The 23,977-nt window shown below is 39.9% G+C and carries 25 protein-coding genes and 1 riboswitch; of the genes, 7 read left to right on the top strand and 18 right to left on the bottom strand.

What is annotated here, in order from left to right; genetic code table 11:
- The first annotated feature begins 14 nt into the window (after window positions 1-14).
- The gene (locus G399_RS0109460) at window positions 15-1,166 is read left to right on the top strand and encodes an ABC transporter permease (RefSeq protein ID WP_006015258.1); all 1,152 of its coding nucleotides are present in this window, start codon (window positions 15-17) and stop codon (window positions 1,164-1,166) included.
- A gap of 143 nt (window positions 1,167-1,309) precedes the next feature.
- Here G399_RS0109460 and G399_RS0109455 read toward each other — a convergent pair whose 3' ends face one another.
- From G399_RS0109455 to G399_RS20470, 10 genes are all read right to left on the bottom strand, one after another.
- Window positions 1,310-3,883 carry a fimbria/pilus outer membrane usher protein gene (locus G399_RS0109455; protein WP_148277488.1) on the bottom strand — a complete coding sequence of 858 codons (2,574 nt, stop codon included), beginning with the start codon at window positions 3,881-3,883 and terminating at the stop codon, window positions 1,310-1,312.
- 251 nt (window positions 3,884-4,134) lie between these two features.
- Window positions 4,135-4,515, bottom strand: coding sequence for a hypothetical protein (locus G399_RS0109445; RefSeq protein WP_006015265.1), 381 nt, complete (start codon window positions 4,513-4,515; stop codon window positions 4,135-4,137).
- 56 nt (window positions 4,516-4,571) lie between these two features.
- Window positions 4,572-5,054 carry a hypothetical protein gene (locus G399_RS0109440; RefSeq protein ID WP_006015269.1) on the bottom strand — a complete coding sequence of 161 codons (483 nt, stop codon included), beginning with the start codon at window positions 5,052-5,054 and terminating at the stop codon, window positions 4,572-4,574.
- Between the two features lie 65 nt (window positions 5,055-5,119).
- Window positions 5,120-5,542, bottom strand: a complete 423-nt coding sequence (locus G399_RS0109435) for a hypothetical protein (RefSeq protein ID WP_006015272.1) — start codon at window positions 5,540-5,542, stop codon at window positions 5,120-5,122.
- The gene (locus G399_RS0109430) at window positions 5,535-6,215 is read right to left on the bottom strand and encodes a fimbria/pilus periplasmic chaperone (protein WP_226989025.1); all 681 of its coding nucleotides are present in this window, start codon (window positions 6,213-6,215) and stop codon (window positions 5,535-5,537) included. Before G399_RS0109430 ends, G399_RS0109435 begins: the two co-directional genes overlap by 8 nt.
- A 206-nt stretch (window positions 6,216-6,421) precedes the next feature.
- Window positions 6,422-6,497, bottom strand: a riboswitch (cyclic di-GMP riboswitch).
- Window positions 6,498-6,582: 85 nt separating this feature from the next.
- On the bottom strand, window positions 6,583-6,903 hold the full coding sequence (locus G399_RS20480) for a hypothetical protein (RefSeq protein ID WP_006015277.1): 321 nt from the start codon (window positions 6,901-6,903) through the stop codon (window positions 6,583-6,585).
- A gap of 2 nt (window positions 6,904-6,905) precedes the next feature.
- The gene (locus G399_RS0109420) at window positions 6,906-7,595 is read right to left on the bottom strand and encodes an EAL domain-containing protein (protein ID WP_006015280.1); all 690 of its coding nucleotides are present in this window, start codon (window positions 7,593-7,595) and stop codon (window positions 6,906-6,908) included.
- Window positions 7,592-8,032, bottom strand: coding sequence for a winged helix-turn-helix domain-containing protein (locus G399_RS22355; protein WP_006015282.1), 441 nt, complete (start codon window positions 8,030-8,032; stop codon window positions 7,592-7,594). Before G399_RS22355 ends, G399_RS0109420 begins: the two co-directional genes overlap by 4 nt.
- 529 nt (window positions 8,033-8,561) lie before the next feature.
- The gene (locus tag G399_RS0109410; protein WP_006015286.1) at window positions 8,562-9,179 is read right to left on the bottom strand and encodes a response regulator transcription factor; all 618 of its coding nucleotides are present in this window, start codon (window positions 9,177-9,179) and stop codon (window positions 8,562-8,564) included.
- A 20-nt stretch (window positions 9,180-9,199) separates the two neighbouring features.
- Window positions 9,200-9,967, bottom strand: a complete 768-nt coding sequence (locus G399_RS20470; protein ID WP_006015287.1) for a sensor histidine kinase — start codon at window positions 9,965-9,967, stop codon at window positions 9,200-9,202.
- 235 nt (window positions 9,968-10,202) lie between these two features.
- On the opposite strand from G399_RS20470, the gene G399_RS22520 reads away from it, so the two are divergent.
- Entirely contained in the window at window positions 10,203-11,033 is an 831-nt protein-coding gene (locus tag G399_RS22520) for a phosphate acyltransferase (RefSeq protein WP_006015289.1), read from the top strand.
- A 45-nt stretch (window positions 11,034-11,078) separates the two neighbouring features.
- Here G399_RS22520 and G399_RS0109395 read toward each other — a convergent pair whose 3' ends face one another.
- Both G399_RS0109395 and G399_RS0109385 read right to left on the bottom strand, forming a co-directional pair.
- The gene (locus G399_RS0109395; RefSeq protein WP_006015292.1) at window positions 11,079-11,603 is read right to left on the bottom strand and encodes a GNAT family N-acetyltransferase; all 525 of its coding nucleotides are present in this window, start codon (window positions 11,601-11,603) and stop codon (window positions 11,079-11,081) included.
- Between the two features lie 351 nt (window positions 11,604-11,954).
- On the bottom strand, window positions 11,955-14,462 hold the full coding sequence (locus G399_RS0109385) for a PAS domain S-box protein (RefSeq protein ID WP_051288526.1): 2,508 nt from the start codon (window positions 14,460-14,462) through the stop codon (window positions 11,955-11,957).
- Window positions 14,463-14,849: 387 nt separating this feature from the next.
- Here G399_RS0109385 and G399_RS0109380 point away from each other — a divergent pair, with 387 nt between their 5' ends.
- Together G399_RS0109380 and G399_RS0109375 are read left to right on the top strand one after the other, a co-directional pair.
- Complete coding sequence (locus tag G399_RS0109380) at window positions 14,850-15,083, top strand: CDGSH iron-sulfur domain-containing protein (RefSeq protein WP_006015301.1); 234 nt, start codon at window positions 14,850-14,852, stop codon at window positions 15,081-15,083.
- 125 nt (window positions 15,084-15,208) lie between these two features.
- A complete protein-coding gene (locus G399_RS0109375; protein WP_006015303.1) occupies window positions 15,209-16,099 on the top strand; it encodes a homocysteine S-methyltransferase family protein in 891 nt (296 codons plus the stop codon).
- A 44-nt stretch (window positions 16,100-16,143) separates the two neighbouring features.
- Here G399_RS0109375 and G399_RS0109370 read toward each other — a convergent pair whose 3' ends face one another.
- Window positions 16,144-16,953, bottom strand: a complete 810-nt coding sequence (locus G399_RS0109370; protein WP_006015306.1) for a ferredoxin--NADP reductase — start codon at window positions 16,951-16,953, stop codon at window positions 16,144-16,146.
- Between the two features lie 420 nt (window positions 16,954-17,373).
- Here G399_RS0109370 and G399_RS22275 point away from each other — a divergent pair, with 420 nt between their 5' ends.
- Window positions 17,374-17,550, top strand: a complete 177-nt coding sequence (locus tag G399_RS22275; protein WP_006015309.1) for a hypothetical protein — start codon at window positions 17,374-17,376, stop codon at window positions 17,548-17,550.
- A gap of 423 nt (window positions 17,551-17,973) precedes the next feature.
- Here G399_RS22275 and G399_RS0109360 read toward each other — a convergent pair whose 3' ends face one another.
- From G399_RS0109360 to G399_RS0109340, 5 genes are all read right to left on the bottom strand, one after another.
- On the bottom strand, window positions 17,974-18,426 hold the full coding sequence (locus G399_RS0109360; protein ID WP_006015311.1) for a c-type cytochrome: 453 nt from the start codon (window positions 18,424-18,426) through the stop codon (window positions 17,974-17,976).
- A 632-nt stretch (window positions 18,427-19,058) separates the two neighbouring features.
- On the bottom strand, window positions 19,059-19,367 hold the full coding sequence (locus G399_RS0109355) for a chaperone modulator CbpM (RefSeq protein ID WP_006015313.1): 309 nt from the start codon (window positions 19,365-19,367) through the stop codon (window positions 19,059-19,061).
- Window positions 19,368-19,372: 5 nt separating this feature from the next.
- Window positions 19,373-20,317 (bottom strand): DnaJ C-terminal domain-containing protein, encoded by a 945-nt coding sequence (locus tag G399_RS0109350; protein ID WP_006015314.1) that lies wholly within the window; start codon window positions 20,315-20,317, stop codon window positions 19,373-19,375.
- Window positions 20,318-20,356: 39 nt separating this feature from the next.
- Complete coding sequence (locus G399_RS0109345; protein ID WP_006015316.1) at window positions 20,357-20,926, bottom strand: DUF4136 domain-containing protein; 570 nt, start codon at window positions 20,924-20,926, stop codon at window positions 20,357-20,359.
- Window positions 20,927-21,761: 835 nt separating this feature from the next.
- The gene (locus G399_RS0109340; RefSeq protein WP_006015320.1) at window positions 21,762-22,232 is read right to left on the bottom strand and encodes a c-type cytochrome; all 471 of its coding nucleotides are present in this window, start codon (window positions 22,230-22,232) and stop codon (window positions 21,762-21,764) included.
- 215 nt (window positions 22,233-22,447) lie between these two features.
- Here G399_RS0109340 and G399_RS0109335 point away from each other — a divergent pair, with 215 nt between their 5' ends.
- The gene (locus tag G399_RS0109335) at window positions 22,448-22,888 is read left to right on the top strand and encodes a universal stress protein (RefSeq protein WP_006015322.1); all 441 of its coding nucleotides are present in this window, start codon (window positions 22,448-22,450) and stop codon (window positions 22,886-22,888) included.
- 314 nt (window positions 22,889-23,202) lie between these two features.
- Complete coding sequence (locus G399_RS0109330; protein ID WP_006015324.1) at window positions 23,203-23,973, top strand: ABC transporter ATP-binding protein; 771 nt, start codon at window positions 23,203-23,205, stop codon at window positions 23,971-23,973.
- The last annotated feature ends 4 nt before the right edge of the window (window positions 23,974-23,977 follow it).

Genomic DNA, 23,977 nt, shown 5'->3' with positions numbered 1-23,977 from the left:
AAGAAGCTTGCATTATGAAGAAGCTTGCATTATTGATGCTTGAAATTAAAGCAATAATGGGCAATTCTGCTGTGGTGTTAACTATGTTTGCTGGCGTGATTTTCTATTCATTTTTATATCCACTGCCTTATGCGAATCAGACGCCCAGAGAACAAAACATCAGTATCGTTAATCTAGATAAGAGTCAGGCAAGTTACCAGTTAGAACGAATGGTGGATGCAACACCGCAAATTACAGTGGTGCAAAGGGATTATTCAATTAAAGCGGCAGAAGAAGCCCTTTTAACACACCGCAATAATGGTATTAGCGGTATTAGCGGTATTCTCGTTATTCCAGAACATTTTTACAAAGACCTATTACTTGGAAAAAGTCCTGTATTGGCTTATGCAGGAGACGCCTCTTTCTTTTTAGTGTACGGCACCATAATAGAAGGATTGGCGAATGCTGGTAGTACACTTGCGGCAAAAACGAAGGTATCGCATTTATTAACACAAGGTCTGCCTGTAGATTACGCGGGTGACCATGTATCTTCCGTGAAATTAAACATGAAACCCACGTTTAACCCTGGTATGGGCTATATACATTATGTTGTCCCTGCGGTATTTGTGCTTATTTTGCAACAAACCTTAGCAATGGCAGCAGGATTAATGGGAGGAACGCAAAAATCAGGCCACGGGTATTGGCGTCAATACAGTTCGGGTCAGGTTTTTGCTGTAAGAAGCATAACGTTAGTCGGTATTTATGTCTTTTTAAGTTTATATTACTTTGGTGTTGGTTTTGAAATGTACGGCATTAATCGGCTTGCTGATATACCCACAATGTTGGCTATTTTGATGCCGTTTTTACTCTCAACTTGCTTTATTGGTATCTGGTTAGGCGCGATTTTACCAAGACGCGAATTGGTCACTTTTGTGGTCCTGATAAGCTCAATGCCGCTTATATTTTCTGCGGGTGTTATTTGGCCACTTGAAATTATTCCAAGTCCTATTATTTGGCTATCATCATTATTTCCAAGCACACCTGCGATCCAAGCTTTTGTTGCTGCCAATCAGATGGGGGCAACACTTTATCAAATAATGGATAAGCTTTTATTACTGTGGGGATTAACGTTTCTTTGGGGTGTCGTTGCATTTATATCCTTTAAACGTAGCAATGAGTCGGATTAATTCAACCGAGTAGTGGCTCTCAACATCCATAATGAAGTAAAGCCAATTAATAAACCGATAAGTAAAACGTTCGCTATTTTCTTGTTATTATTGGCCTTCAGGTGCATTGACTGAGTTACGGTTCGAGCTTAATCACAGAACGATTATTTTTTGATTTCGGAAACCGTAAAATCAAGTCCCTCATAAAAATCGCCAGTCTCTCCAGAGAGAACGACCACGCTAAGGATTTCTTCTTCAAGCGTGATGGTTTCGCTGCCCAAGTAATTTATTTTCAGCTTATATTTTCCTGGTTTTAGGTCTTGTAAGACATAGAAACCGTCATACTCAGGCGTTATGCTGGTGTAATATTCATTATTTTTTTCAACGACTATTTCAACATAGCTAAAAAACTTCTTAGTTATTTTATCTTCTGTTTCTGGTAGGAGGATAGACCCCATGATCAAGGATAAGGGGACAAGTCCAACAGATATCTTTTTACCCGATGCAGGCAGCAGCGTTATTGTTTGATCACTATCTGCGGTGAGTGTCGGATCGAGCATGATACCGGAATAATCATAAAGCAATTTGTTACTTCTATATGGCTTTACATCGCTAAGATAAAAAATACCTGCGCTGTTGGTCTTTACTTTATTTTGACCTATACCCACTCCTACGCCGACAAGAGGTTCTTCGTCGTTATCCTTTTTGCCATTGGCATTTTTATCAATAAAAATGGTTCCCTCTACATATCCACTATCAGGATATTTGGCATTATTAGCCACCAATGGTTTTTTCAAATTGATCACCGTTTCATAGCTAGCTCTCACTTTGTATTGCTTTTCTCTATTGCTTCTGTAGTTAGCATCTGTTTTTAGAAAGTCGTTAAATTTATATTCAAAAGACATTTCTAGGCGTACATCATCGCTTTCATCATAACTCACCTCAAGTTGATAGGCATAGTTACTATCCTGACGCAGCCTCTTTCTTAGCCTAGCGGTATACTGCCACTTAGCGTCACGGCGCTGATCATAACTCGCGTCGACATTGTAGGTGAAATCTCCCTGGTTATAATCTAAGCCTATTTCTCCTGTGTAATTAGACTGGCGCTCATTTTGGTTGCGTACGGTTTTGCCTAGATCTACATTAATGCGTATTGCTTTGCTGACATCATAGCTAAGTCCGCTATCGTAAATATTTTCTGTTCTGTCTTGGTATTTTTTACTTGAGAATCTGAAAAAATAATCACTTCTGCCATAATTGCCGCTCATTTCTGCTTCTTGATAACTGTCCTTGTTTTCATCTTGAGCCAATTGATGACTATAACGCTCATAACTGTATGATAATTTATGAGAAAACAACTCACTTTTTATCTCACCAATATAGCCCTCACTATCGTCTAAAAGTGAATCATAATAGGAAACTTTGGTTACTAAGGGGACAAATAAATTTGAAAAGCGGTATCCCGCCATGTGCTTACCGTATTGATAAAGCTTGTCTTCATTACGCGTGTCATAATAGTCAAAGGCATACGTTAGATTGTTGGTCACACCATAAGCGATGCCGAATTTTTGGTCGTCCCAGGCTTTATTCTCTCCCTGCGGGTTTTGGCCATAGAAAAAGTTATAGTCCCATTCGCCTTGACTTAGAAAATCACGGCCCTGCATAACATTGACTACTCTGTCTTCGAGCAAGACACCGTTGCGGTCATATATTTTTATTTTGAACGCATCGTTGTTACTTCTCATCTCTAATGTGAACTGATATTCACTTCCCTCAATACGCTGATAATCTGCTACTTTGCCGTTTTGGTAGACTTCAACCATGGCATTTCTGGGTGCTTCGCCCCTGATGGTCACGTCCCTACCTGAACGACTGACTGTGTAATCATTGTCACTTACTGATAAACCACGGATCCTAGTGTTGTAGCCCAGAATATCGTTTTTCTGTATAAAACTGTCACCAATAGTGACCGTCTTATCTTTAAAGATATAGGGGTATTTCAGACTGATATCTTCTAACTCGCCTGTGGCATAAATGTTATGTCTAATATTAAAGTCGCCGTAAAGTAGCTGCGAGCTATATTCTGCTTCCACATCTCCTTTGTCTTGTTGCGCTCCGTTTTTAAAATAAGTACTTATATCATCTATGTCATAGCGCAGCTTAAGCATACCGAGGTCGACGAGTCTCCTGTCTTTTGGCATAAAAAAGTCAGTCTGTTGAAGATTTTCTTGGCTATTTTTGTCTTCTTCAATTGCGCGCTTTCTTTTTTGTGCTGCAACCTGATAGTCCAGCGGCAGATTAAAATCCGGTATTATTGCCAATGTATAGCTCTCTGGCAGCCACTTTATTGACTTGAGGGGAAACAAGTCACTGATGGCCTGTTCATCAAAATATAGGCGCTCGTTTACGATTATAATATTGAGATTTTTTACTTCTTTACTAATGTGCCTTGCTTTTGTATCGTCAAACAGACTGCCTGCCATATGGAGATGTATATTTCCGCCTTCGATAGTAAGTTGGCTATATTGGCTAAGCTCGGTCATTGCCAGAAAATCATTGATATCGAGATAAATGCCGCCATCAAAATCGCTTTTTACTTCATAGAACTCTAACTTCAGGTAGCGGCCTACCTTAAGGGTGATCATATTGTCAAAGTAGTCATCTTGCGTGTCGGCAATGGCAGGCTTAAGAAGCCCTAGGGTGCATATCATGATCAGTAAAGCACTTGCTGAGATCATCGCCGTTTTTTTCATGATAGATAAAACAAAAATGAGACCACAAGTTAATTTAATTACCATTTTTAGAGTCGGCGACGTAATCAAGGGGATGGCATAAAAAAGATAAAAAGATATACAGTGCATGCGAAAAAAGGGGTGGCCTTGTAGGATGTTTTTTGCAAAGAAACGTGCCTGCAGATAAGGTCATAGTATCCTTCTTTTATTTAATATGAAGGTAGGTAAAACGTAATAGGGTTATTAACTCAGTCGATTTAATCAACATAGTTGACTTGATATTTAATTGATTTCCTATACTTACCGCTGACATGCTTTTCTCCTCGTAGCGAAAAACCTATAGCAAATTCCCCTTCCCCGTATCTATCTAGGGTGATAATCGGGTCTTTGGCACGAAGATCTACAACTCTGATCCCTGGTGCAAAATAGATAACGCCACTTTGTTTAATATCCAATTTAACCCGTTTATTGGCTTTACCTTGCACAGAAACCAGCGCTCCCTCCTCAGGGTAAATTGTTAACCGGCTACCGTTATAAAGATAGAGGTCTTGCAGTTCTGCATTTTTCACCCCGATAATCTCTAGCGAACAAGCTGATGCTGAATAGACAAGCATGAATAAAAATAAAAATTTGTTCATTGTTTTGTAACCAAAATAAAAAGGGCAGCCATTAGGCTGCCCGAAAATGATTAAGTTTATACGGCTGCTGCTTTATCTGATGTTGTATCAGCAATAGCATTATATTTAACAGTGAAGGTAACAATCTCACTAGTATCTGCATCAGTCATGTCGGTGGTATTTAGACCAACATCAAAGCTAAGCGTTTGTTCTGTCGTATCAGCGAAATCCAATGTACTACCAGCATCAGAAAGTGTCACATTGTCACCATCGGATGCAATAGTGTAGGTAAATGTTTCGCCAGCTTCACCATTTATCGTAGCAAGTACCGTCTCAACATCAATAACCGAATCCGTAAAAACATCCCCAAAATTAATTGTTGATGTATCTAAACCAAGCGCAAGCGGTGTTACATACTTAGCCGTTACCGTTAAGGTATCTGTTACCGCTGTATCCAATAATGGAGAAGTATTGGCAGCGATTGCCGTTGATGAAATGGCTAATATAGACGATGCTAATAATAACTTTTTCATCGGTGTTGCTTTGAATAATTTATTCATTGTATTTTGTCTCTCTTTCTTACTTTGCTTCAAAATGAATAAACGTCCAACCTATGAAAGGACATTTATTCGTGGATATCGTTGTAGGCCACCTGCACAGTAATAGTGGCGGATAAATCGCCGTTCATATTTGCTGTATCGAAGTCTACATAAAATTCGTGGGCTTGGTCAACCCCGTTAGCAGTCTGTATATAAGTAATGCTATTTGCGGTATACCCTGCACTGGCGTTGCGCGAAACTTGCACAATACCCATGCTGTCGTCATTACTTATCTCTACCGTATAGTCATAGCCATTTTCGGCATTGACCGAAAAATCTACCATCTCACTGTCGACCTCCGTATCATTGTAAACATCGCCAAAATCAATATTGCTGACACCCAACGTCAGGGAGATGGCTTTTACTGCATTGCCATTAATATAAAAATCACCTTCTTCAGCCCACACAAAACTTGAAAAAAACAGCAGTGTAAAAAGAACTTTATTCACTTGCTGTTTTTCCGAATGGAAAACTGGATCCGATTGGAAGAGTGAATCGCTGCGAAAAATCAAGCTTTTCATTGGCAAAAACAATCTCTACACGATCAGCAACTGCATTCATCAAGATTGATTTATTTAGCTCGACTAAATGCTCGCGATAGAAACCCTGCTTAAAGCTTTCTTCTTTGACGATCTTCTCATTTTGGTAAAATTTAATGTTGATATAAAGTGGGTAAGAAAAGTTGCCATTGTTTTGTGCCGCTCCCAGCAGCTGATAGCCATTTTCAATTTTTGTCATACGTAAATTGTCAAAATCCATGGCGGTTTCCAGCTTGCCTTTTCTACCGTAGTAAGGCACTCCCAGATTCATCAGCATGGTGACCTGAGCGTCACTGTTTCGTGGTGGCAGTTCTTTAAATACCAACAAGGCCACATACTCACCGTCTGCTAATTCTTTTTTTATCCGTGGGGCTATCTTTACTTGGATTTTGCCCTTAGGCGGAATAACCACAATTTTCGGATAAGCCACTAGCTGATCGCCCAAATAATACTTATCTTTGGCCCATTTCGGTTTTTCAAAATCCACCCTGACCCGTACCGGCTTATTACTCTGGTTGATCAGGGTCGTGTCTTGAGTCACAGGTCTGTCAAGATCCACCCCAAAACTTGTCTGAGTGACCATAAAGGCACTGAAACTACTAATTGAATACGTGCACAGCAATACTGCTATCGCTAGGTGTAGGTAATTGTTAATTTTAACGGCGGTTCTTCCTATTAATTTTTGGTAATTATTTTCAACATACATTACAAAATTTAAGGCAAAAAAAAGGTCTTCATAAAGAAGACCATGTGTAAAACAGCTCAAAAAACAAAAAGTGCTAATTCACTTTCGGCAACTGGCTACCATTTTACAGGTCCTTTAGTTTTGCGTCCCTAAGTTTCCCTAGGTTTGCGATGCATCAATGCGACAATTAAATTATCGGTTGGATAATGAAAATAAGCTTGAGTGTTAACATTTTGTTCATTTATAAACTATTTTTTTTCTCACTTTAATAGTCAGTGTGATGGCGCGCATCTGTGAACATCATGTTTTGAATAAAATCGATTTCTTCTCTGTCCAGCCGTGAAACAACATTTTTCCCTTTTTTAGTTGTTACGTTGCCCTCGACAACTAACGATGTAATCGCTTCAACAGCGGCTGAGCAAAACTGTAGCCTTTCTTGTGAACTCGATATGCCAGTGCCTCGCATCGTGAGCAATAAAGAGTAATCTGCCGCGCCTTTTATTTTTTCGTTATCACTGTAAGCTCGTCGATAAAAGTGTATCAATGAAATCAGGTTCAGGGTGGTTTCATGCAATTGAGGATGCATAATCAACAAACGGCGCTATTTCTGATTTCATTAAAAAAGTAGCCCTGCATCATGCACTGCTGTTCTTTGCAAAAAATGTATTTGTCAAAGCTGTCAACACCTTCTATCACGATAGTATTGGATTTTCTTTTAATCATTTTGATCAGATGTTTTAGTAAAATTTTATCATTTTCGTACAAGTCCCAAAAAAGCTCCTTGGACATTTTAACGCCGTCAAAATTGAGCATATTCAAGACATCAAAATTTGATCGGGCAGACCCAAAATCATCCAACCAGATACGTACTTTCGGATTTCCTTTAATTTCATTTAATCGGTTTTGAATTTGGATTATGGATTGTAAAGAGCTGGTTTCCAATAGCTCTAATATGATTGTACTGTTGCCAAATGCTGACAAAAGCATGTCAACGTGATGTGAGTTTAAAAAATTAATATTTATATTAAGTGACACAGTTGACGTCGTTTGTGTTTCTAGACTTTCCAGTATATGACGGTAAATCACATAGATTTCATCATTACTTAATTCATTAAAAAAACGCATAGGGCATAATTGTTCTGAGTCTTTCATCACAATGCACAACACTTCGAAAATGCCTTTCTTGTTCGATATGCAATCTGTAATCAACTCAACTCTGGGATAAACAAGGTATTGTATATCTTGTTTTTTAATAGATATTGAAGGGACTGTTATCATGCAAATCGACCTTTATTTTTATTAAACATTTGATATCCTTTTCCGTGGATTGTGATTATTTCCAAATTAGATTTGTTTTTTAATAAAGCGCGTAGCTCAGAAATAGCCACAGTGACATTATTGTTAACTTTATTATGTCTTCCCCAACCATATGCTAATAAAAACGCTCTGCTCACTACCTCTCCTTCATACTCGTGAAAAGCACAAAGAATTCTGAACATAGGGTTGGATATTCTGTGTTTAGTCCCTTTTACTGACACAGCGTGTCGTTCAATAAACACGCCTTTGTCGATATAAATAGGATGACGTTGCTTTGGACATAAAACGCAGTGCTCATCACACACATTTGTTGCCACGGCTCTAGTTGTTTGATGAAGGCCTATGAGCTGATTTTTACCGCATTTATTAGATTCTGCCACAGGGCCAGAATTGAACATTTACTCTCCTAATATTTGTATCTTGACTTGTTTTTACAATTAATCCATTCATGCAAAGTTAACTATATTCTAGGAATGTAATATCATACGTTTTGTGCGGCAAAAGTAGTAATCCACATACCCGTTATATACTTTAGTTGTGTTTAAAGTCCAAATTTATAAAATTTATAAAATTTATAAAATTTATAAAATTTATAAAATATAGACCTTTGTAATTGCTGGTTTTATATGTTTATTGATGTCTAATATTTTGGTCGCTTTTAATCTGTTTTTAAGGTCAAAATTAACGCTCCTTACAACTAACACCCTTGGTAGTCAGATAAGCCGATAAAGTTCAATTAGTTTGTGATGTTGGTAGACGATCCTGCGGCTGCAAATCTGCGTCTGCAGATAGGAGTAGGCGCATAAAAGTGAGGTTTTAGCCATAAAAGCCAACCTCTCATTATGTCACCGAACTATGGCACTATTCATTTCCGATCAGCGTAAGTGAGCAGAATAGCCCAGTAGCAAAATTTGGATTTATGCTTTGCTATTGCGCATTATTTTCTTCTTGAAGCTTAAAACGCACCAGTTCAGCTAGCGTTTTAACGGCTAACTTTTTCATCACTTGCGAGCGGTGTACTTCAACTGTTCTTTCACTAATACCAAGGTCATGGGCAATAACTTTGTTCATGTCACCTTTGGCAACGCGTTCGAATATTTGTCGCTCGCGCTCTGAAAGTAGTGCTAGCTTACTTAATATAATGCTGCGGTCGCTTTCATGCTTACTTCTGCCTGCATCGATAGACAAAGCTTGGTTGATCCTATCTAGTAAGTCTTGTTCTCTAAAAGGCTTACGAATAAAGTCCAGAGCGCCTTGTCGCATCGCTTCAACCGCCATGGGTATATCGCCATGCCCAGTAATGAAAATAATGGGTAAGGTTGCACCTAGCGCGTTCAGTCTTGTTTGTAAATCTAGGCCGGTCATGCTCGGCATGCGTATATCTAAAATAAGGCAGCCACGTATTTTATTATGGTAGTCATCTAAAAAGTCTAGCGCACTACTATATAACTTGGTTTTTTGGCCGGTAGTTTCTAGCAGCAGGCTCAAGCCCTCTCTGATACCTTCATCGTCGTCAACTACATATACTATTTGCTCTTCTTGCATAGTCGTTACCTCGCGTGTTTTTAGTCATCTCGCACAGCACCGGGCAACGTAAAATAAAACGTTGCACCACAAATTGTATTATTGTGAAAGTTAATTCGTCCGTTGTGTGCTTGGATGATTGCGCGGCTAAGCGACAAGCCCATACCGCTTTCTTGGGCACTTAAAAACGGTTCGAACAGCTTTTTTTCAACCTTAGCCGATACGCCCTCACCGCTGTCAATAACCGCAATTTCAACTTCGCCAATACTATTTAGGCTAGCCCGTAAAATAACTACGTTACCATTATGGCGAGTAATTTTTCGCATAGCTTGCATGCTGTTGCGTAGCAAATTGAGTATCACTTGCTGCACTTGAACCACATCAACTACTACCGATGGAAGTTTTTTAGCAACACTCACCTTTATTTCAATGTCATGAATACTTGCTTCGGCCTTTGCTAGTTGAGCAACTTCAGTCACTAAAACATAACAATCGGTGGATTTCTTTTCAGTGTCATGCAGTTTAGCCATCGACTGTATGCGTTCAACAATAGCACCTGCTCGTTGGGCATGCTGACTTAACTTATCAAACACCTCTGCTACTCGTTCGTATTGACCACTGTCAAGCAGCCGCTTGCCTGCTTGAGAAAATAAAGAAATAGCCGCCAATGGTTGATTTACCTCATGTGCAATGTCTGACGCTATTTCACCAATAATAGTCAGTCTAGCCACATGAGATAGCTCTTCTAGTTGCAATTGGGCTTCATTTTGAGTGGTCCCTTGCTTAATAATTGATGTGCGCTTGAGCATATTTTGACGACACCTCCAGAGTGAATATTTTCACATTGTATTGACTTCTAGCCCTTTATCCAATTGTGGTTATCCACATAAGCGTAGGGTAATTACTAATTGTTGAGTAGCGGTACCGGCTGATAGCTTAAACCGCATGCTTGGACCGCTTCGTTGAACGAAACGCTAAGTAAACGCAAGTTGGTTCATCGTCGTCAATGATCTGATTTGGTCGCGTATGGTGCACGACTACCTAATGGTCGAACGTACTCATATTAACGATTTAATGGCGTGGAATTTCGATACCACCAGAATGCCCTACAAAATGCATTCACAATACTTACGTAAGCTGTTTTTAAATAATGAGTTATCCGAGGGTCTATATATTGTTGATGGCAAACCGATTTCTATATCTGATATTCGGGCCCCTGTATTTGCGGTAATGTCAGGCGATGTTAACCCTTGTGATGAAGTCGCTTTACTTGGTGCTATGGAAGCAAAAAATAGAGGCGTAATTGAGCCCATATTAATTGGTCCAAAAGATAAAATTATAGCTGTTGCCATAGAAGCATCATGCAATTTAGACGGCATAAAGATAATCGATGTGCCACATAGTGACGCAGCCGCTGCTGCAGCTGTAGATGCAGTTCACCAGAATGTCGTGGACGCAATAATGAAAGGAAAATTGCATACCGATGAGCTAATGGCTCCTATCGTGGATGCCAAAAAAGGCTTACGTACTGAGCGCAGAATGAGCCATATATTTGCTTTAGATGTGCCTACTTATCATAAACCGCTGTTTATCACCGATGCGGCGATTAATACTGCTCCCGATTTGGCTACAAAGCGGGATATTGTACAAAATATAATTGAATTTACAGCCGGCATTGGTGAAAATTCAGCGCTAATACGTGAACAAACTTGTGAGCGTCTGACATGGTTAGGGGTCACGCTAGAACTAAGTGCAAACCGGCTCAACAAGAACGTTATTAGTCACGTGAATTCGCTGGTGAAGGTGTTGGTAATACCTACCAATGAAGAGCTGGTGATGGCTCAGCTAAGCCAATCACTGATGTTGACTAAGTAAGCAGGGCTTACCTAGTCGCCTATTTTTTTATAGTATAAGTGGTGGCTATAAAACCAAGGTGTAAACAATCAAAGTACTATCTTGTGGATGTGTTTTTGCGGTCATACCAAGATGCTCAGCTAATTTATGCATTCTATAGTTCGTGCTTAAATCGGTAGAAAAAAGCGTTTTAACATTATTACTTTTCGCGTGTTTAACTAAGGTATCAATTAACACCGTTGCAATCTCATCGTACGGGTAGTCATCGGCAACAGTGATCGCCATTTCGCATTCACCTGGCGTTTTGTCTGCCGCATAGCGGCACACACCAATTTCTTTTTCGCCGGCAGGGCTAGCAATAGTAGCAACATAGGCCATCGTATTTATGTAATCGATGTTGCACAACACGTTCAACATCGATGGTGACAAATCATTGATCCCTTCAAAAAAGCGCTCATATTTTGTTTGCAGCGACAGGTTGCGTACAAAAGAGGCTTCTATCTCCTTGTCTTCAGGCGTTATAGGACGGATGGTAATATCAAGGTCGCCAATGCTAACGTGCTTATGATCGCTAATGAGTTGCTCAGTCATGTCAAATCCTCCGGTGACGAATTTATTAGTTATTGTTAAGTAGACGCTTTTCATTCCCTTATTCTACAAGCGCCAGTTTTACTCAACAATTAGGGGTAACCACATTTCACTGTCGGACATCCCTAATATGTGCACATCCAACCTTGGCCCTGACGGGGTAGGTAAATCAACCCTTATGGGTTTAATAGCAGGTGCTCGCAACTTGCTATTATTATTTGCTTGGGCACTGTATTTTTCGTTGCTAGCCTTGCATTATTTCGTCGTTCTTTAGAGAAAATTACATAAGTAAAACAGAGCTACGATCGTGTTTTGTGCTGTATGACAGAGGTGTAAAAGCGATTGCTGAGTTGTCTATTCGACCAAAGGCAATATAAAGTAAAACACCGATCCTGTCGGTGTATTGCTGGCATAGTGAATAGTACCGCCATGCTCCTCAATGATACTTTTAGAAATAGACAAACCAATGCCCATGCCATTTTTTTTAGTAGATGAAAACGCGGTAAATAACTTATTAGTCATATCGCTGGATAAGCCACAACCGGAGTCAATAACCGAGATCTTAATTACGCTCTTGGGAGGGGCTTGCGGAGGTATCTGCGGGGCTATCTGCGGTGATATTTGCATACGTAGTTCAATCATGTTCTGATTTTCTGTATTTGAAGCCTGCATCGCCTCCATCGCCTCCATGCCGTTACGCAATAGATTGAGCATTACTTGCTGTATTTGTACTGTATCGACAAATACGCTTGCGTTGACTTCGCGACCGCTTATTTTAATAGTAATATTTCGTATCCTCGCATCCGGCTCGGCTAATTTCACTACGTCGTCAACAAGTATGTTGCAATCAACCTGCTCTTTTTGCCTTTCTCCCTGTTTGGTCATTGCTTGCATGCGTTCGAGCACCGCACCAGCTCGGCGTGAATGTTGACTGACCTTTTCAAGTATCTCAGGCAGGCGCTCAAATTTACCGCTATTACATAAATTTTTACCCGACTGCGAAAATAATGATATTGCGGTTAAGGGTTGATTCACTTCATGTGCAATGCCCGCGGCCATTTCGCCAAGGGAATTCAGCCTCTCGGCGTGGGCCATTTGTTCAATGTGCTTACGCGTCTGATCCGCAGCCATGCGCTGCAGAGTGATGTCCCTAATTAAACCGACAAACATGGTATCTTCATTGGATTGGATTTCGTTCACCGATAAATGAATGGGAAACATGCTACCGTCTTTGCGCAGGGCCAGAAGCTCGCGCCCAACACCAATAATGCTGGCTTTTTGATTACGTAAATAGTTAGCCAAATATTGATCATGCTGGTCTGCAAAATTACGTGGCATTAAGGCTTTAACGTTTTTATTTTTTACTTCATCAAAGGTGTAGCCAAACATAGCTTGTGCAGCATTGTTAAAGCTTTTAATAGATCCTTTTTGATCAATTGTAATAACGGCTTCAACTACCGAATTTACAATCGCATCAGAAAAAGCATGACTACGTACAATCTCTTTTTCAGCTAGTTTAATACTCGTAATGTCGGTAATAAACCCCTCAAGAATAGCTTGGTTATTAAGTATAGAAGAAACCGCTTCGCCTTTCTCCCAAACCAATCGAATGTTATTGTTCTTGGTGATTATACGATATTCAAGTTCAAAAAAAGTTTTTTGAACTATGGCTTTATTGACAACTTCATTTACGTGCTGGCAGTCATCAGGGTGGATCAGCTTTCCCCACATTACCGTACCCGATTCAAACGCCGCTTTCGACCAACCTGTTAATTCTTCGCATACTTTACTGACGAAAATCATTGGCCTGTCTTGCTTATTGTAAGATTGGTAGGCAATGCCCGGCAGATTCTTCAGTAGATGGTCTATTTTATTACGGTCATCTATCATGGCTCTCGCTTTGTTTCTTGCAAATAACGCTGTATAAGCGGCTAAGCCCACAAAAATAATTAACAAGGCACCGAGCATGGTTAAAATAGCCATCATTCGATAGTGAGCATCACTTAAAAAAGCGTCTTTTGGCACTATGCTTATTTCCCAAACGTGGTCATTTAGCAGAAAGCTTGCTTGTTTTTTCCAGGTGCTGTTGTGTACCTCGGGAGTGATGTCATCTGAATAAATGCGTTGTTCATCGATAAGTAGTGAAAATTGATGATCGGCTAACAAATATAAAGGCAATACCGTATTAATATACTCATCAAACAATAGTAGGCTGGTAACAAAGCCTTGTAATTCTTTGTCTAGCGGTAGCTTTTTATTCAGCGGTAGCTCTTTATTCAGCGGTAGCTCTTTATTTGGCGATAGCTCTTTAAATATAGGAACATAAATACCGAGGCCAGGCCGTTCTTGGATAGAAGTCGGAGGAATACTTACTGATGCGGTCCGTTGCTGTTGTGCTTTGTGCGCTGCTAATAACTCATGAGAATTAAGTGCTAAATTAACGCCCTTAGCTAATTCATTGCCCTCATTGGGCATCACTCTGCGAATGTAATAGTTATTATCAATCCATCCAATCGCTTGATAATCACTGCGAATATTATATAGCGTTTTACTGGCAGACTGCCACTGATCGTTAGTCATATCGCCAGTTAATTGTGACAGTTTAGCAAACTCAGACAGCGACTCGATACGGTGATTCATATCGTACTTTAGCAGCGAGGCAATACCATCTGCGGTACTCTGGGTTAACCGATTTATATGCGTGCGGCTGTGAGCTTCAATAGATACTAGTGTAAACACAATTAACAAGGCCGCAATGACAATGGGCATGAGGGAGTAAAATAGAATAGTTCGCCAGGGTGAAAGGATATGTAAAAACCCCAGTGAAACAGAGTTCCCTTTAACCTTGTCGTTAGTATTCATAATCAATGTAAACTCAATATTAGTTAACGCAGCATTTACATTGTCAAATACTGTAAGAAAACCCTGTTTGAAGTTAACGACATTTTTCTACTATGTCCCCTTTCGTTGTGACAACAATAGACTGCATGAACGCGCCATGCAATGCCACTATCGACTTAGCTTTCGTATTTCTTGCATTTTTATAGAGGAGAGGAGAGTTGAGTTGTCTCTATCTACAAGTTTCTATCTACAAATTTCTATCTACAAATTTTGCATAACGTAAACGGTCGTTGACTTGAAAAACGATCAACCGCACTATATTCAACATCATTCAACATCATTCAACGTGAACTGATAAAATCACACTGGTTCGCGTCATGCATATTGTATAACTATGAGGAAAATATTATGAGTAAGGCAATTCGAGCGTCTGATACACCCTATGCTGTTGAGGTAGAATCTGGCAAAAATTACTTTTGGTGTTCTTGTGGTAAAAGTGGTAAACAACCTTTTTGTGATGGTTCTCACAGTGGTTCTGATTTTGCACCAGTGAAATACACGGCAACAGAGTCTAAAAAAATATTTTTTTGTGGTTGTAAATTAACTGCATCGCAGCCGATGTGTGATGGCAGTCATAAATAAATGTAAATAATTAATGTTTTTTACTGACCTCCAAAACCACGTCCATATCAATTTTTCTAGTGTTTGAACTATTGAATGATGAGCCATTTTAAGGCGTTATTTTCAACTAAATCGGAGGCAACTAAATGAGTCCTATTATTTTACTCGATGGTGGCATGGGGCAAGAGTTATTACGCAGAAGTTCTCGTGCAATAACGCCAATGTGGTCTGCTGACATCATGTTAAATGAGCCCATGTTGGTGAGAGATTTACATCGTGAGTTCATCAACAGTGGTGCGCGCGTCATTACCCTCAATACCTACACTGCGACACCACAACGGCTTAAACGAGAAAATCATCTTGAGCAATTAGCACTGTTGCATCGGCTAGCGATGAGTGCAGCCCAAGAGGCAATTGACTTAGCGCAGTGCAATGACGTCCAAATAGCAGGTTGCCTGCCACCGTTAATTGCTAGCTATCGCCCTGATGTATCGCTGTCGTTCGAAGACTCTCTTGCTACCTACCGTTGCCTTGTTGAACTGCAATCGCCAGCTAGCGATCTGTTTATATGCGAAACCATGTCGTCCATAACCGAAGCACGCGCGGCCTGCACTGCTGCACTTGAAAGTGGCAAACCGGTATGGCTTGCATTGACGGTCAGTGACGATAATCCAGAGCAATTACGCAGTGGTGAATCGTTAAAAGACGCGTTACAAGCGCTCGAGTCTTTCGATACCCAGGCAACGCTATTAAACTGCAGTCAGCCGGAAGCAATCAGTGCATGTTGGCCGCTATTGAGTGCGAAAAGGGAAAGAGTTGGTGCATATGCTAATGGTTTTGTATCGGTAGACTCCTTATACCCTGGTGATACTGTCGAGACGCTTGAAATGCGCAAAGATATGAGCCCTCAACAGTATGCTGAGCATGCTGTGAGTTGGGCGAAGCGCGGTGCATCTATTATTGGTGGCTGCTGTGAAATTGGACCGCAACATATTAAAGCCTTGCATAGCAGGCTATGCAAGGAGGGATATATTTAGGTGTTTTATTTAGGTGTTTTATTTAGGTGTATAGAGGGCGGTCACTACTTTTCGATGAAGGCCATTTCAATCACATATTCCCCTAAGTTACGTGAGTTAGCCTTGCTAAAGCCTTTATCATCTAGGATCTTCATTAGATCTTGCAACATATCGTTATTTCCACAGATCATGAATCTGTCATCTTCAAGGTTAATATCCGGCATGCCTAGGTCTTGAGTGAGCTGACCGGATATTAATAAGTCCGTAATACGAACATGGTGACTTGCATCATTCTCTTGTTCGTTTACTGATTGATAATGGAAGTCTTCTCTTGTTACGGTTGGGTAATACAGTAGCTTCTCTTGAACGTCGGGACCAAAAAATTCATTTTCAGGTAATTCGCGCTCAATCACATCTTTATAGGCAAGTTCGGATACTAAACGAACGCTGTGTACTAATATTACCTTGTCAAATGCATCATAAATAAAAGGGTCTTTAATGATGCTCATAAAGGGCGCTAATCCGGTACCTGTGCATAATAAATATAAATGCTTAGCTGGTTTTAGATAGCCTGCTACTAGCGTACCCGTTGCCTTCGTCGTGAGTATTACCTCGTCACCAATTTGAACTTTTTGGAGCCGTGATGTTAACGCACCATCAGGTACCTTGATGCTAAAAAATTCTAACTCGTCTTCATAGTTAGCGCTGGCGATACTGTAAGCACGTAACAAAGGCCGGCCGTCTACTTCAAGTCCTATCATCACAAATTGACCATTTTCAAAGGTAAAACTTTGCGAGCGAGTAGTTTTAAAGCTAAATAAGGTATCGTTCCAATGATGTACGTGGGTGATGGTTTCAGTAACTGTATTGCGCATGCGTTCCCTGAGGTAGTTCGTTCTGCGTTGTCTCGTGTAACCTCGCTAAGTGCGGGATACCTAACAACTCATTGAAAGTGTATTTGCAAATAATAACACACTAACCAGCGGTCTAACTATCAAGTAAGGTATCTAAAAAAACATTCGTCTGTTAGGTATTGAATACACCACACAACTAGGCCCCGAAAACATGCTCAGGCTTTACAGTCGAGTTCTTAAAAGGTAAACCATAAGCATATAGATTGCGGGATCAAGATTGATAGTATAAGCTTTTAAACTAGGCCTGCTTACGTTGTGAGTTACCAGCCTGCTTATTATAAGTGGGTCGTATTGCCATAATTGTGTAAATAGTAATGGGCTATAACATCTTACTAACCGTAAGAATCTGATATTATTATTCTAGGCCAAAGTGAATTACTTATGAATAAACCTACCAAAATAATCGCCATGTTACTTGCGTTCGCGGGGATTGCGTTTCTTGTACATATTGCGGGCGAGCTTGCGTTGTCTGGTAAACCCTTAATTGCAATTCTGCCAGTTGGGGTGGTGCTGTGTGTTATCTTGTTGTATATCAAGTTCAGTGATAAAAAAAACTGATTGCCTTTGCTGGTTTAGGTGGTTTTGTAAAATAGACCACCTAATTATAGCTTCACATAAACTGTCTAATTCCGCTTTTTCTGTTTCCAAGTGCCGCCATATACATAGTCAGGTTGCATTTTTGCTTTTGATTGGCAGCCAGAACAGGCAAAAAGCCAAGCTTCCTGACACTGCGGCTTAATCCTATAAAGCACCGGTTCGCTGAGCCCGCAGCTATCGCAGGATTTTTGTCTGCGGTCTCTTGTTAATTTTCCCATGTAATTATAGTCGTCTCGTCTCGCTTAGATTCGGTTTATCTGCTCTAACGCAATCCGTGCTTAGTATGTCTAGATAAACCCAAGAAATATAAACTCTCCACGATTTTATACATAAACCAGCGCGTACGGATCCGAGCCTACACGTTTTAGCGTTTTCCTTTATTCTTTAATAATAACGACCATATGGCGTATATTCATAAGGTTTTACTTTATATTTAGATTGCAAATAGGTCACTAAATCAACCAATTCTGTGACCGTCATAACATCATTGTAATTTCGCATTTTTGACATGCCAGAGTCGGTTATTGCGTCGAGCATATAACCTTTTGCAATCTTATGCGACGGATTAATTATGCTTGTCACCAGTTCAGCGTAAGTAGTCACTTTAGTTGCCTCTCCTCCTAACTGGACCCGAAGTTGTAGCTCAGGTTCAATAGTCTCTACGCTGACTCCCTCTAATGTATGACAGGCCAGACACTGATGTTTGACCAGTACTTGTTCCCCTTTTACGGCATCGCCTTCAGGCAAACTGAACCCGCGAGGAGAGTCTGGACCGGAATCACAAGCGGTCAAAGAAATAACCCCAATTGCCATCAGTAAAACAGAATATTTGTTCATCTTTTTTCCTTTATTATCAAGTTGTGGGTCAACTAATAAGTTTCACAAGCTTTCACACATCTAAGATAGCGCTTACGTGTTTTTAATTATTGATATAGATCAAATTGAAGGTGCTTGGCTTTTAGTCGCCGCCAAAGGCTCAAGTAATTCAATATCCTGAGTGGTTTTAGATATAAGTACCTTCCGCAATTGAGTTATGTGATTAAGTTGCGTAATTAAATTTCTATATTTGCGTGCCGTACTGTTGACTGCCAGATGTTTGTACTTTTCAGCTTACAAACTTTATCTCTGTGAGTAATCGTCAATTATCAATTTTGGACTCTCAAGCCTTAAATTATATTTTCTCAAGGGGCGTGCGCTCGAATCAATCGGCATTTAGTCTGCACAGTAATAAGTCGCTTAAGGCGGTTTTTTGAAAAAGCAAACTAGTAATTATTAATTGAATAAGTAAGTTCAAAATTTTAGGGCTTTGCAGGCATATATGAAAATTTATAAACGCGTCATCACTGTGATCGATGTCTACTCAGGATATAACCAAGTGCTCAGAAGTGCTCAGAAGTGCTCAGAAGTGCTAATGAGGGCTCAGCCGAGTAAAGTACCAATGCGAAAATGATTTACGAACGCTTCAATTATTACAGTAACCTACTAAACCTACTCAATCTGCTTTTGAGCTGGTTATTTTCTTGTTTCAGTTTCTCTTTCTCTTTCATTAAATCTATCACCAGGCTGATAGCTACCCAATCCAGTAAAAGCTGCTGGTTTAACTGAATCGCTTTTTTAATCCAATGAGCACTTTCTAAATCGAAGATCCACTCTGACAACGTCTCCCCACTTTGAGGGGTTGCGATGCCATATTCAACGACTTCTAAAATCACCTCTTGGTTGATGCCTGCGTTTGCGCATAATTCATCAATAGCAATGTATAGGGTGATGTTGACCATATCTTCTAACTCCAGTCAGCTCTAGGATTATACTTGTCGGCCTCAGCTAACTCGCTCCACAAGCGTTTCGTTTCAGTATTAGTTAAGGGTGGAATATCAATTTTTATAAGCGCAAGTAAATCTCCCTGACCTGTTTTACTTTTGAGTCCTTTACCCTTTATTCTTAATTTTTGACCAGAGCGGCTATTAGCAGGGATATTGAGTTTTACTTTACCGTCTAGGGTGGGAATTTCAAGTTTGATGCCTAGTGCAGCCTCCCAAGGAGTAAGAGGTAAACTCAATATCAAATTACTACCTTGCAGGTCAAATAGTGGGTGGGGAACTAAGCGAATAACTAAATATAAGTCACCATTTAGTTTGCCCTGACGCCCAAGTGCGCCTTGTCCTTTTAGCCTGATGCGTTCGCCATCGGTCACACCGGCAGGAATTTTTACTTTAAGTGACTTTTTGATTTGTTGCCGTTGATTATTCGTTATTACCGGTACATGATAATCAAGTGCTTTTGTGGTGCCAGAGAGGGTCTCTTCTAAAAAGACAGGTAATTCCATTTCGAGATCTTGGCCTTTAAATAAATCAGGGCTATGCCTCTGTGAACCCTCGTAATTTTGCCCTCTATCAGCGAAAAATGAATTAAAAAACTCAGAAAAATCACCATGCTCGTTGCCCTGATACTGATTATTACTGGTTGTAGATTGCCAACCGGGAGGTGCATCAAAACCGTCAGTTGAACATCCACCATAGCGCCTCAACTCATCATATTCTGCTCTTTTCTTTGTATCTTTTAATACTTCATAAGCTTCGGCTACTTCTTTAAAATTTTCGTCGCCATCGGGTTCGGGGCTAGTATCAGGGTGATATTTAAGAGCAAGTTTACGATAGGCCTTTTTGATTTGTTTTAAGTCTGCAGTGTCGCCTACCTGTAAAATTTTGTAGTAGTCTTTAAATTTCATCGATTAATCCTTTTGTATAAACAACCGTGGCTCCTGTGTTTATCGTGATCCATTTGGCAGTTTTTCAAACATCAATTTGACCGTTTCATTAATCTTAAATTCAAGGTTATCGTAGGTGCTGTTGGATACTTTGCCGATGGCCACGCTTTCCCATAATAAAAGATTCGTTTTTTGATCAATTAGGTCAATGTTAAGGCTACCTTCAGTATATTGTCTAATGCGTTCTTGCATCATTGGGTAGTCTCCCCATACACCGTAACCACGTCTAAACCGGTAATATAAGGACATCGATGGGGCGCTATCTACTTCTAATTTGTCTTTAACAAACACAGTAAAGTTTATCCATAGTTCAGCATCTTGTGTTTGCGTAAAACCTTTTTCCCGCATTTCATTTTCTATTGCCAGTTTTATATAACGAAAAGACAAACTATCGTAATCGCTACCAGTTGGGGTGATATTGGGGTGAAAAGCGTAGGTTTGGTAACTATCGAATTGGGCTGTATCGTCAACTAAACTGCGGATCTTTGGGCTTGACGTGCAAGCAAATAAAATTGACATGCAAACTAATAAAACAACCGTTTTACATGTTGAGGTTACTTTTGCGACCATGGTGGCTCTCCCAAAAACTGGATAAATAAAATACTTGACTGGTATCGCGATGCTAACTGTACGTTTTATTTGCAAAGGTATTTTGATACAGGTCAACATAATAGATGTTTGTTAAAAGACGGTGAATTTGGCCTTCCTGAGGAAAATATTTCCAGACGTGAAAGTGACGACATTAGTCCAACATAAATCGCTCGGCAAAATAGCGAGTACAACGATGATTATGCCATGGGCACGGTGCTCGCTATTTTAGAATTCTTCAAATACGAGCGACGGATATTGATAGGGGTCAAAAACTATACTCCGCTAATAAAGTAGTCTTATATGCACTACTAGAGGACAAGGAAAACTAATGGCAACAATTACGTTTCATGGTGCAGCACAGAAAGTGGCGGGGCCTTGTCACATAGTTGAATCATCTAGTTTTGGGTGTGTCCTGCTTGATTGAGGGATGCATCAGGGAGGGCATAATGTTAAACGAATTCAAAAAGAGGTTTTTGAGTTTAACCCGGAAAAAATGTACGCAGAGCTAGAAAAGGTAAAGACCCGCTTCTGCCTGAATATACTGAGGAAGATGTAGAAAGGACGCTTAGGCTTTGTAAAGGTATTCAATACAAGAAAGAAGTTGAGGTGTTAAATGGCTTAACTATTCAATTTCAAGATGCGGGGCACATACTTGGCTCGGCAATTGTAACGCTTTTTATTCATGAACATAATGTGCATAGAAACCTGGTTTTTCGGGAGACTCAGGAAATACTATTCTACCTTGGCATTTTGCATAACGAGGGGCTCTTAAACAACGAATTTGGGATCCTCGAAATACGATTATTTTCTGTGGCTACCAAGCCATATGCTGCATTCCATAAATTGGATAAACTGTGTATGGCCATGGAGTAACTTTGTAATATGGTTGTATGTAGGAAACCACATCTATTAATTCTGAGACCGTCAGAACATCGTTGTAAACAGGCATTACAGAATGCCTATTTTCATCTATGGTTACCCATTGAGCGCCCCTGGATATCCTATGTGAAGGATTGATAATACTCGTAACCAATTCGGGATAGGTTTTCACGATTGCTGAATTTGAACTAAGTGCAATTGGAGGTTCATGCTCATGTTCGACACTGTCATCTTCTAAGTCGGCGATGCTATGACAAGACAGACATTGATGCTTCACAAACACAAGTTTACCTGCTTCAGGATCGCCCTCAGGTAAACTAAAGCCCTTTGGCGAGTCGATTCCTTTTTCACAACTAGCCAATACGAAAATACATGTTAGGCCAAATAACATAGTGCGTTTACTCATGACAATATCCTTTTCAAATAACGTGCGTTATGAAGACGGCGTTCACGTTTCAACTTGGTATTATTACACCTAATTTAAAATAAACTAAAAATAGGATTTAGATTTGATTTGGGTCAATTCCCACTGACTTTACTTTGATAATATAAGGTTACTTTTAGATAAACTGCCGATACACGATCGCACGTGTGATTGAACGGCTTCAAGGGAAGAAAAATATGAGTAATTATAAAAAGATAGTAGTCGCAATAGATATTAGTGCAGATTATGAGACCGTTATTCACAAAGCACTGACTGTTTGTCAGTCTCCAGACGATCTAAGGCTTGTATATATCCCGTTATCGGCGGTTTATATTCAACCTTATCTTTATGGGGCAGATTATAGCGTGATTGATGATTCTGATCGGATGGCTAGGGCTCAAAAAAAGCTAGATGATATTGCTCATAAATTTGGTATCAAACAGGAAAATGTTCATTTGAAGGCCGGCGATGCCTCTGATGAAATACAAAACTTTGCAAATGAAATTCATGCTGACTTAATTGTGATCGGCACGCATGGTCGAAGTGGGATCAAATTACTTCTTGGTTCGACAGCCAACGCAGTGTTGCACGGCGTGAAACAAGATGTACTTGCGGTTCGAGTGCATGATCAAAAATAAGTGGTGTTGTCATTTCAGCCCTGCTAGTTGACTTTACAGACGAGCTAATCATTTCAATAAATTTTGTGACTTATTCGCAACGACTTAAAGATAAACTCAGTAACTTTGCAAACTTACAAGTCAAACTCAACTTGCCAATAAAGCTAAATAAAGAGAAAGAGACAGGCGTCAAAGTGTAGATCTTTTAGAGACTCATTCGGTAATAACCGATGGATTACTTATTTAGCTTTCCTAATTAAGTGTATGTTCTATACTTCCTTGTCTTAGGCACTTTATTTTATTTTTAGCGCACTAGTGCGAGAGGCTCGATGTAGATGTTGATTGCTAAACATATTAGTAAAAAATTTGGTGCATACCAAGTGTTAGAAAATGTTTCATTCGAAATAAATAAAGGTGATATTGTTGGCTTCTTAGGTAAAAACGGCGCAGGGAAAACCACCTTAATGCGCATACTGACGACTTTCCTCACTGCGTCCGCTGGTACCGTTATTATTGATGGTGAGGACATTGCCAAGCATTCTTTATCGGTTAGGGAAAAAATAGGTTATTTACCCGAAAAACCCCCTTTATATAGCGACATGACAGTCAAAAGCTACTTAAAATTTGCAGCTCAAATAAAAGGAGTCTCAGCAAAAAAAGAATCATTTCAGGTTGCTAAGGTACTGGATGACTGCGATTTAAATCGGGTTGAAAAGCAAAAAATTGCGACCTTATCCAAAGGCTATCAGCAACGTGTAGGTATCGCTCAGGCTATTATTCATGAACCTAAATTACTTATTTTGGATGAACCGACGAGTGGTCTTGATCCAATACAAATTCTGCAAGTGCTTGCTTTAATTAAAAACCAGAGAGATCAGAGAACTGTTTTATTAAGCACCCACACCTTAAATGAAATTGAGCAAGTTGCGCAGCGTGTATTAATGATGAAGTCCGGAAAAATTGTGCTTGATGAACCCTTAAATGAGTTGCTGGAAAAGAAACAATTAGCTCAATCATATCCTATTACCTTGGAACAAATCTTCATCGAGTATCATCAAGAGACACCACCAAGACCTCTTGTGTCTGCATCATCAGTGCAGGGGTAGTGTA

It is taken from the genome of Brumicola pallidula DSM 14239 = ACAM 615 (assembly GCF_000428905.1).
Lineage (GTDB): Bacteria > Pseudomonadota > Gammaproteobacteria > Enterobacterales > Alteromonadaceae > Glaciecola > Glaciecola pallidula.
The sequence above is the reverse complement of the archived record's forward strand: the minus strand, read 5'-3'. Positions and strand labels throughout refer to the sequence as shown.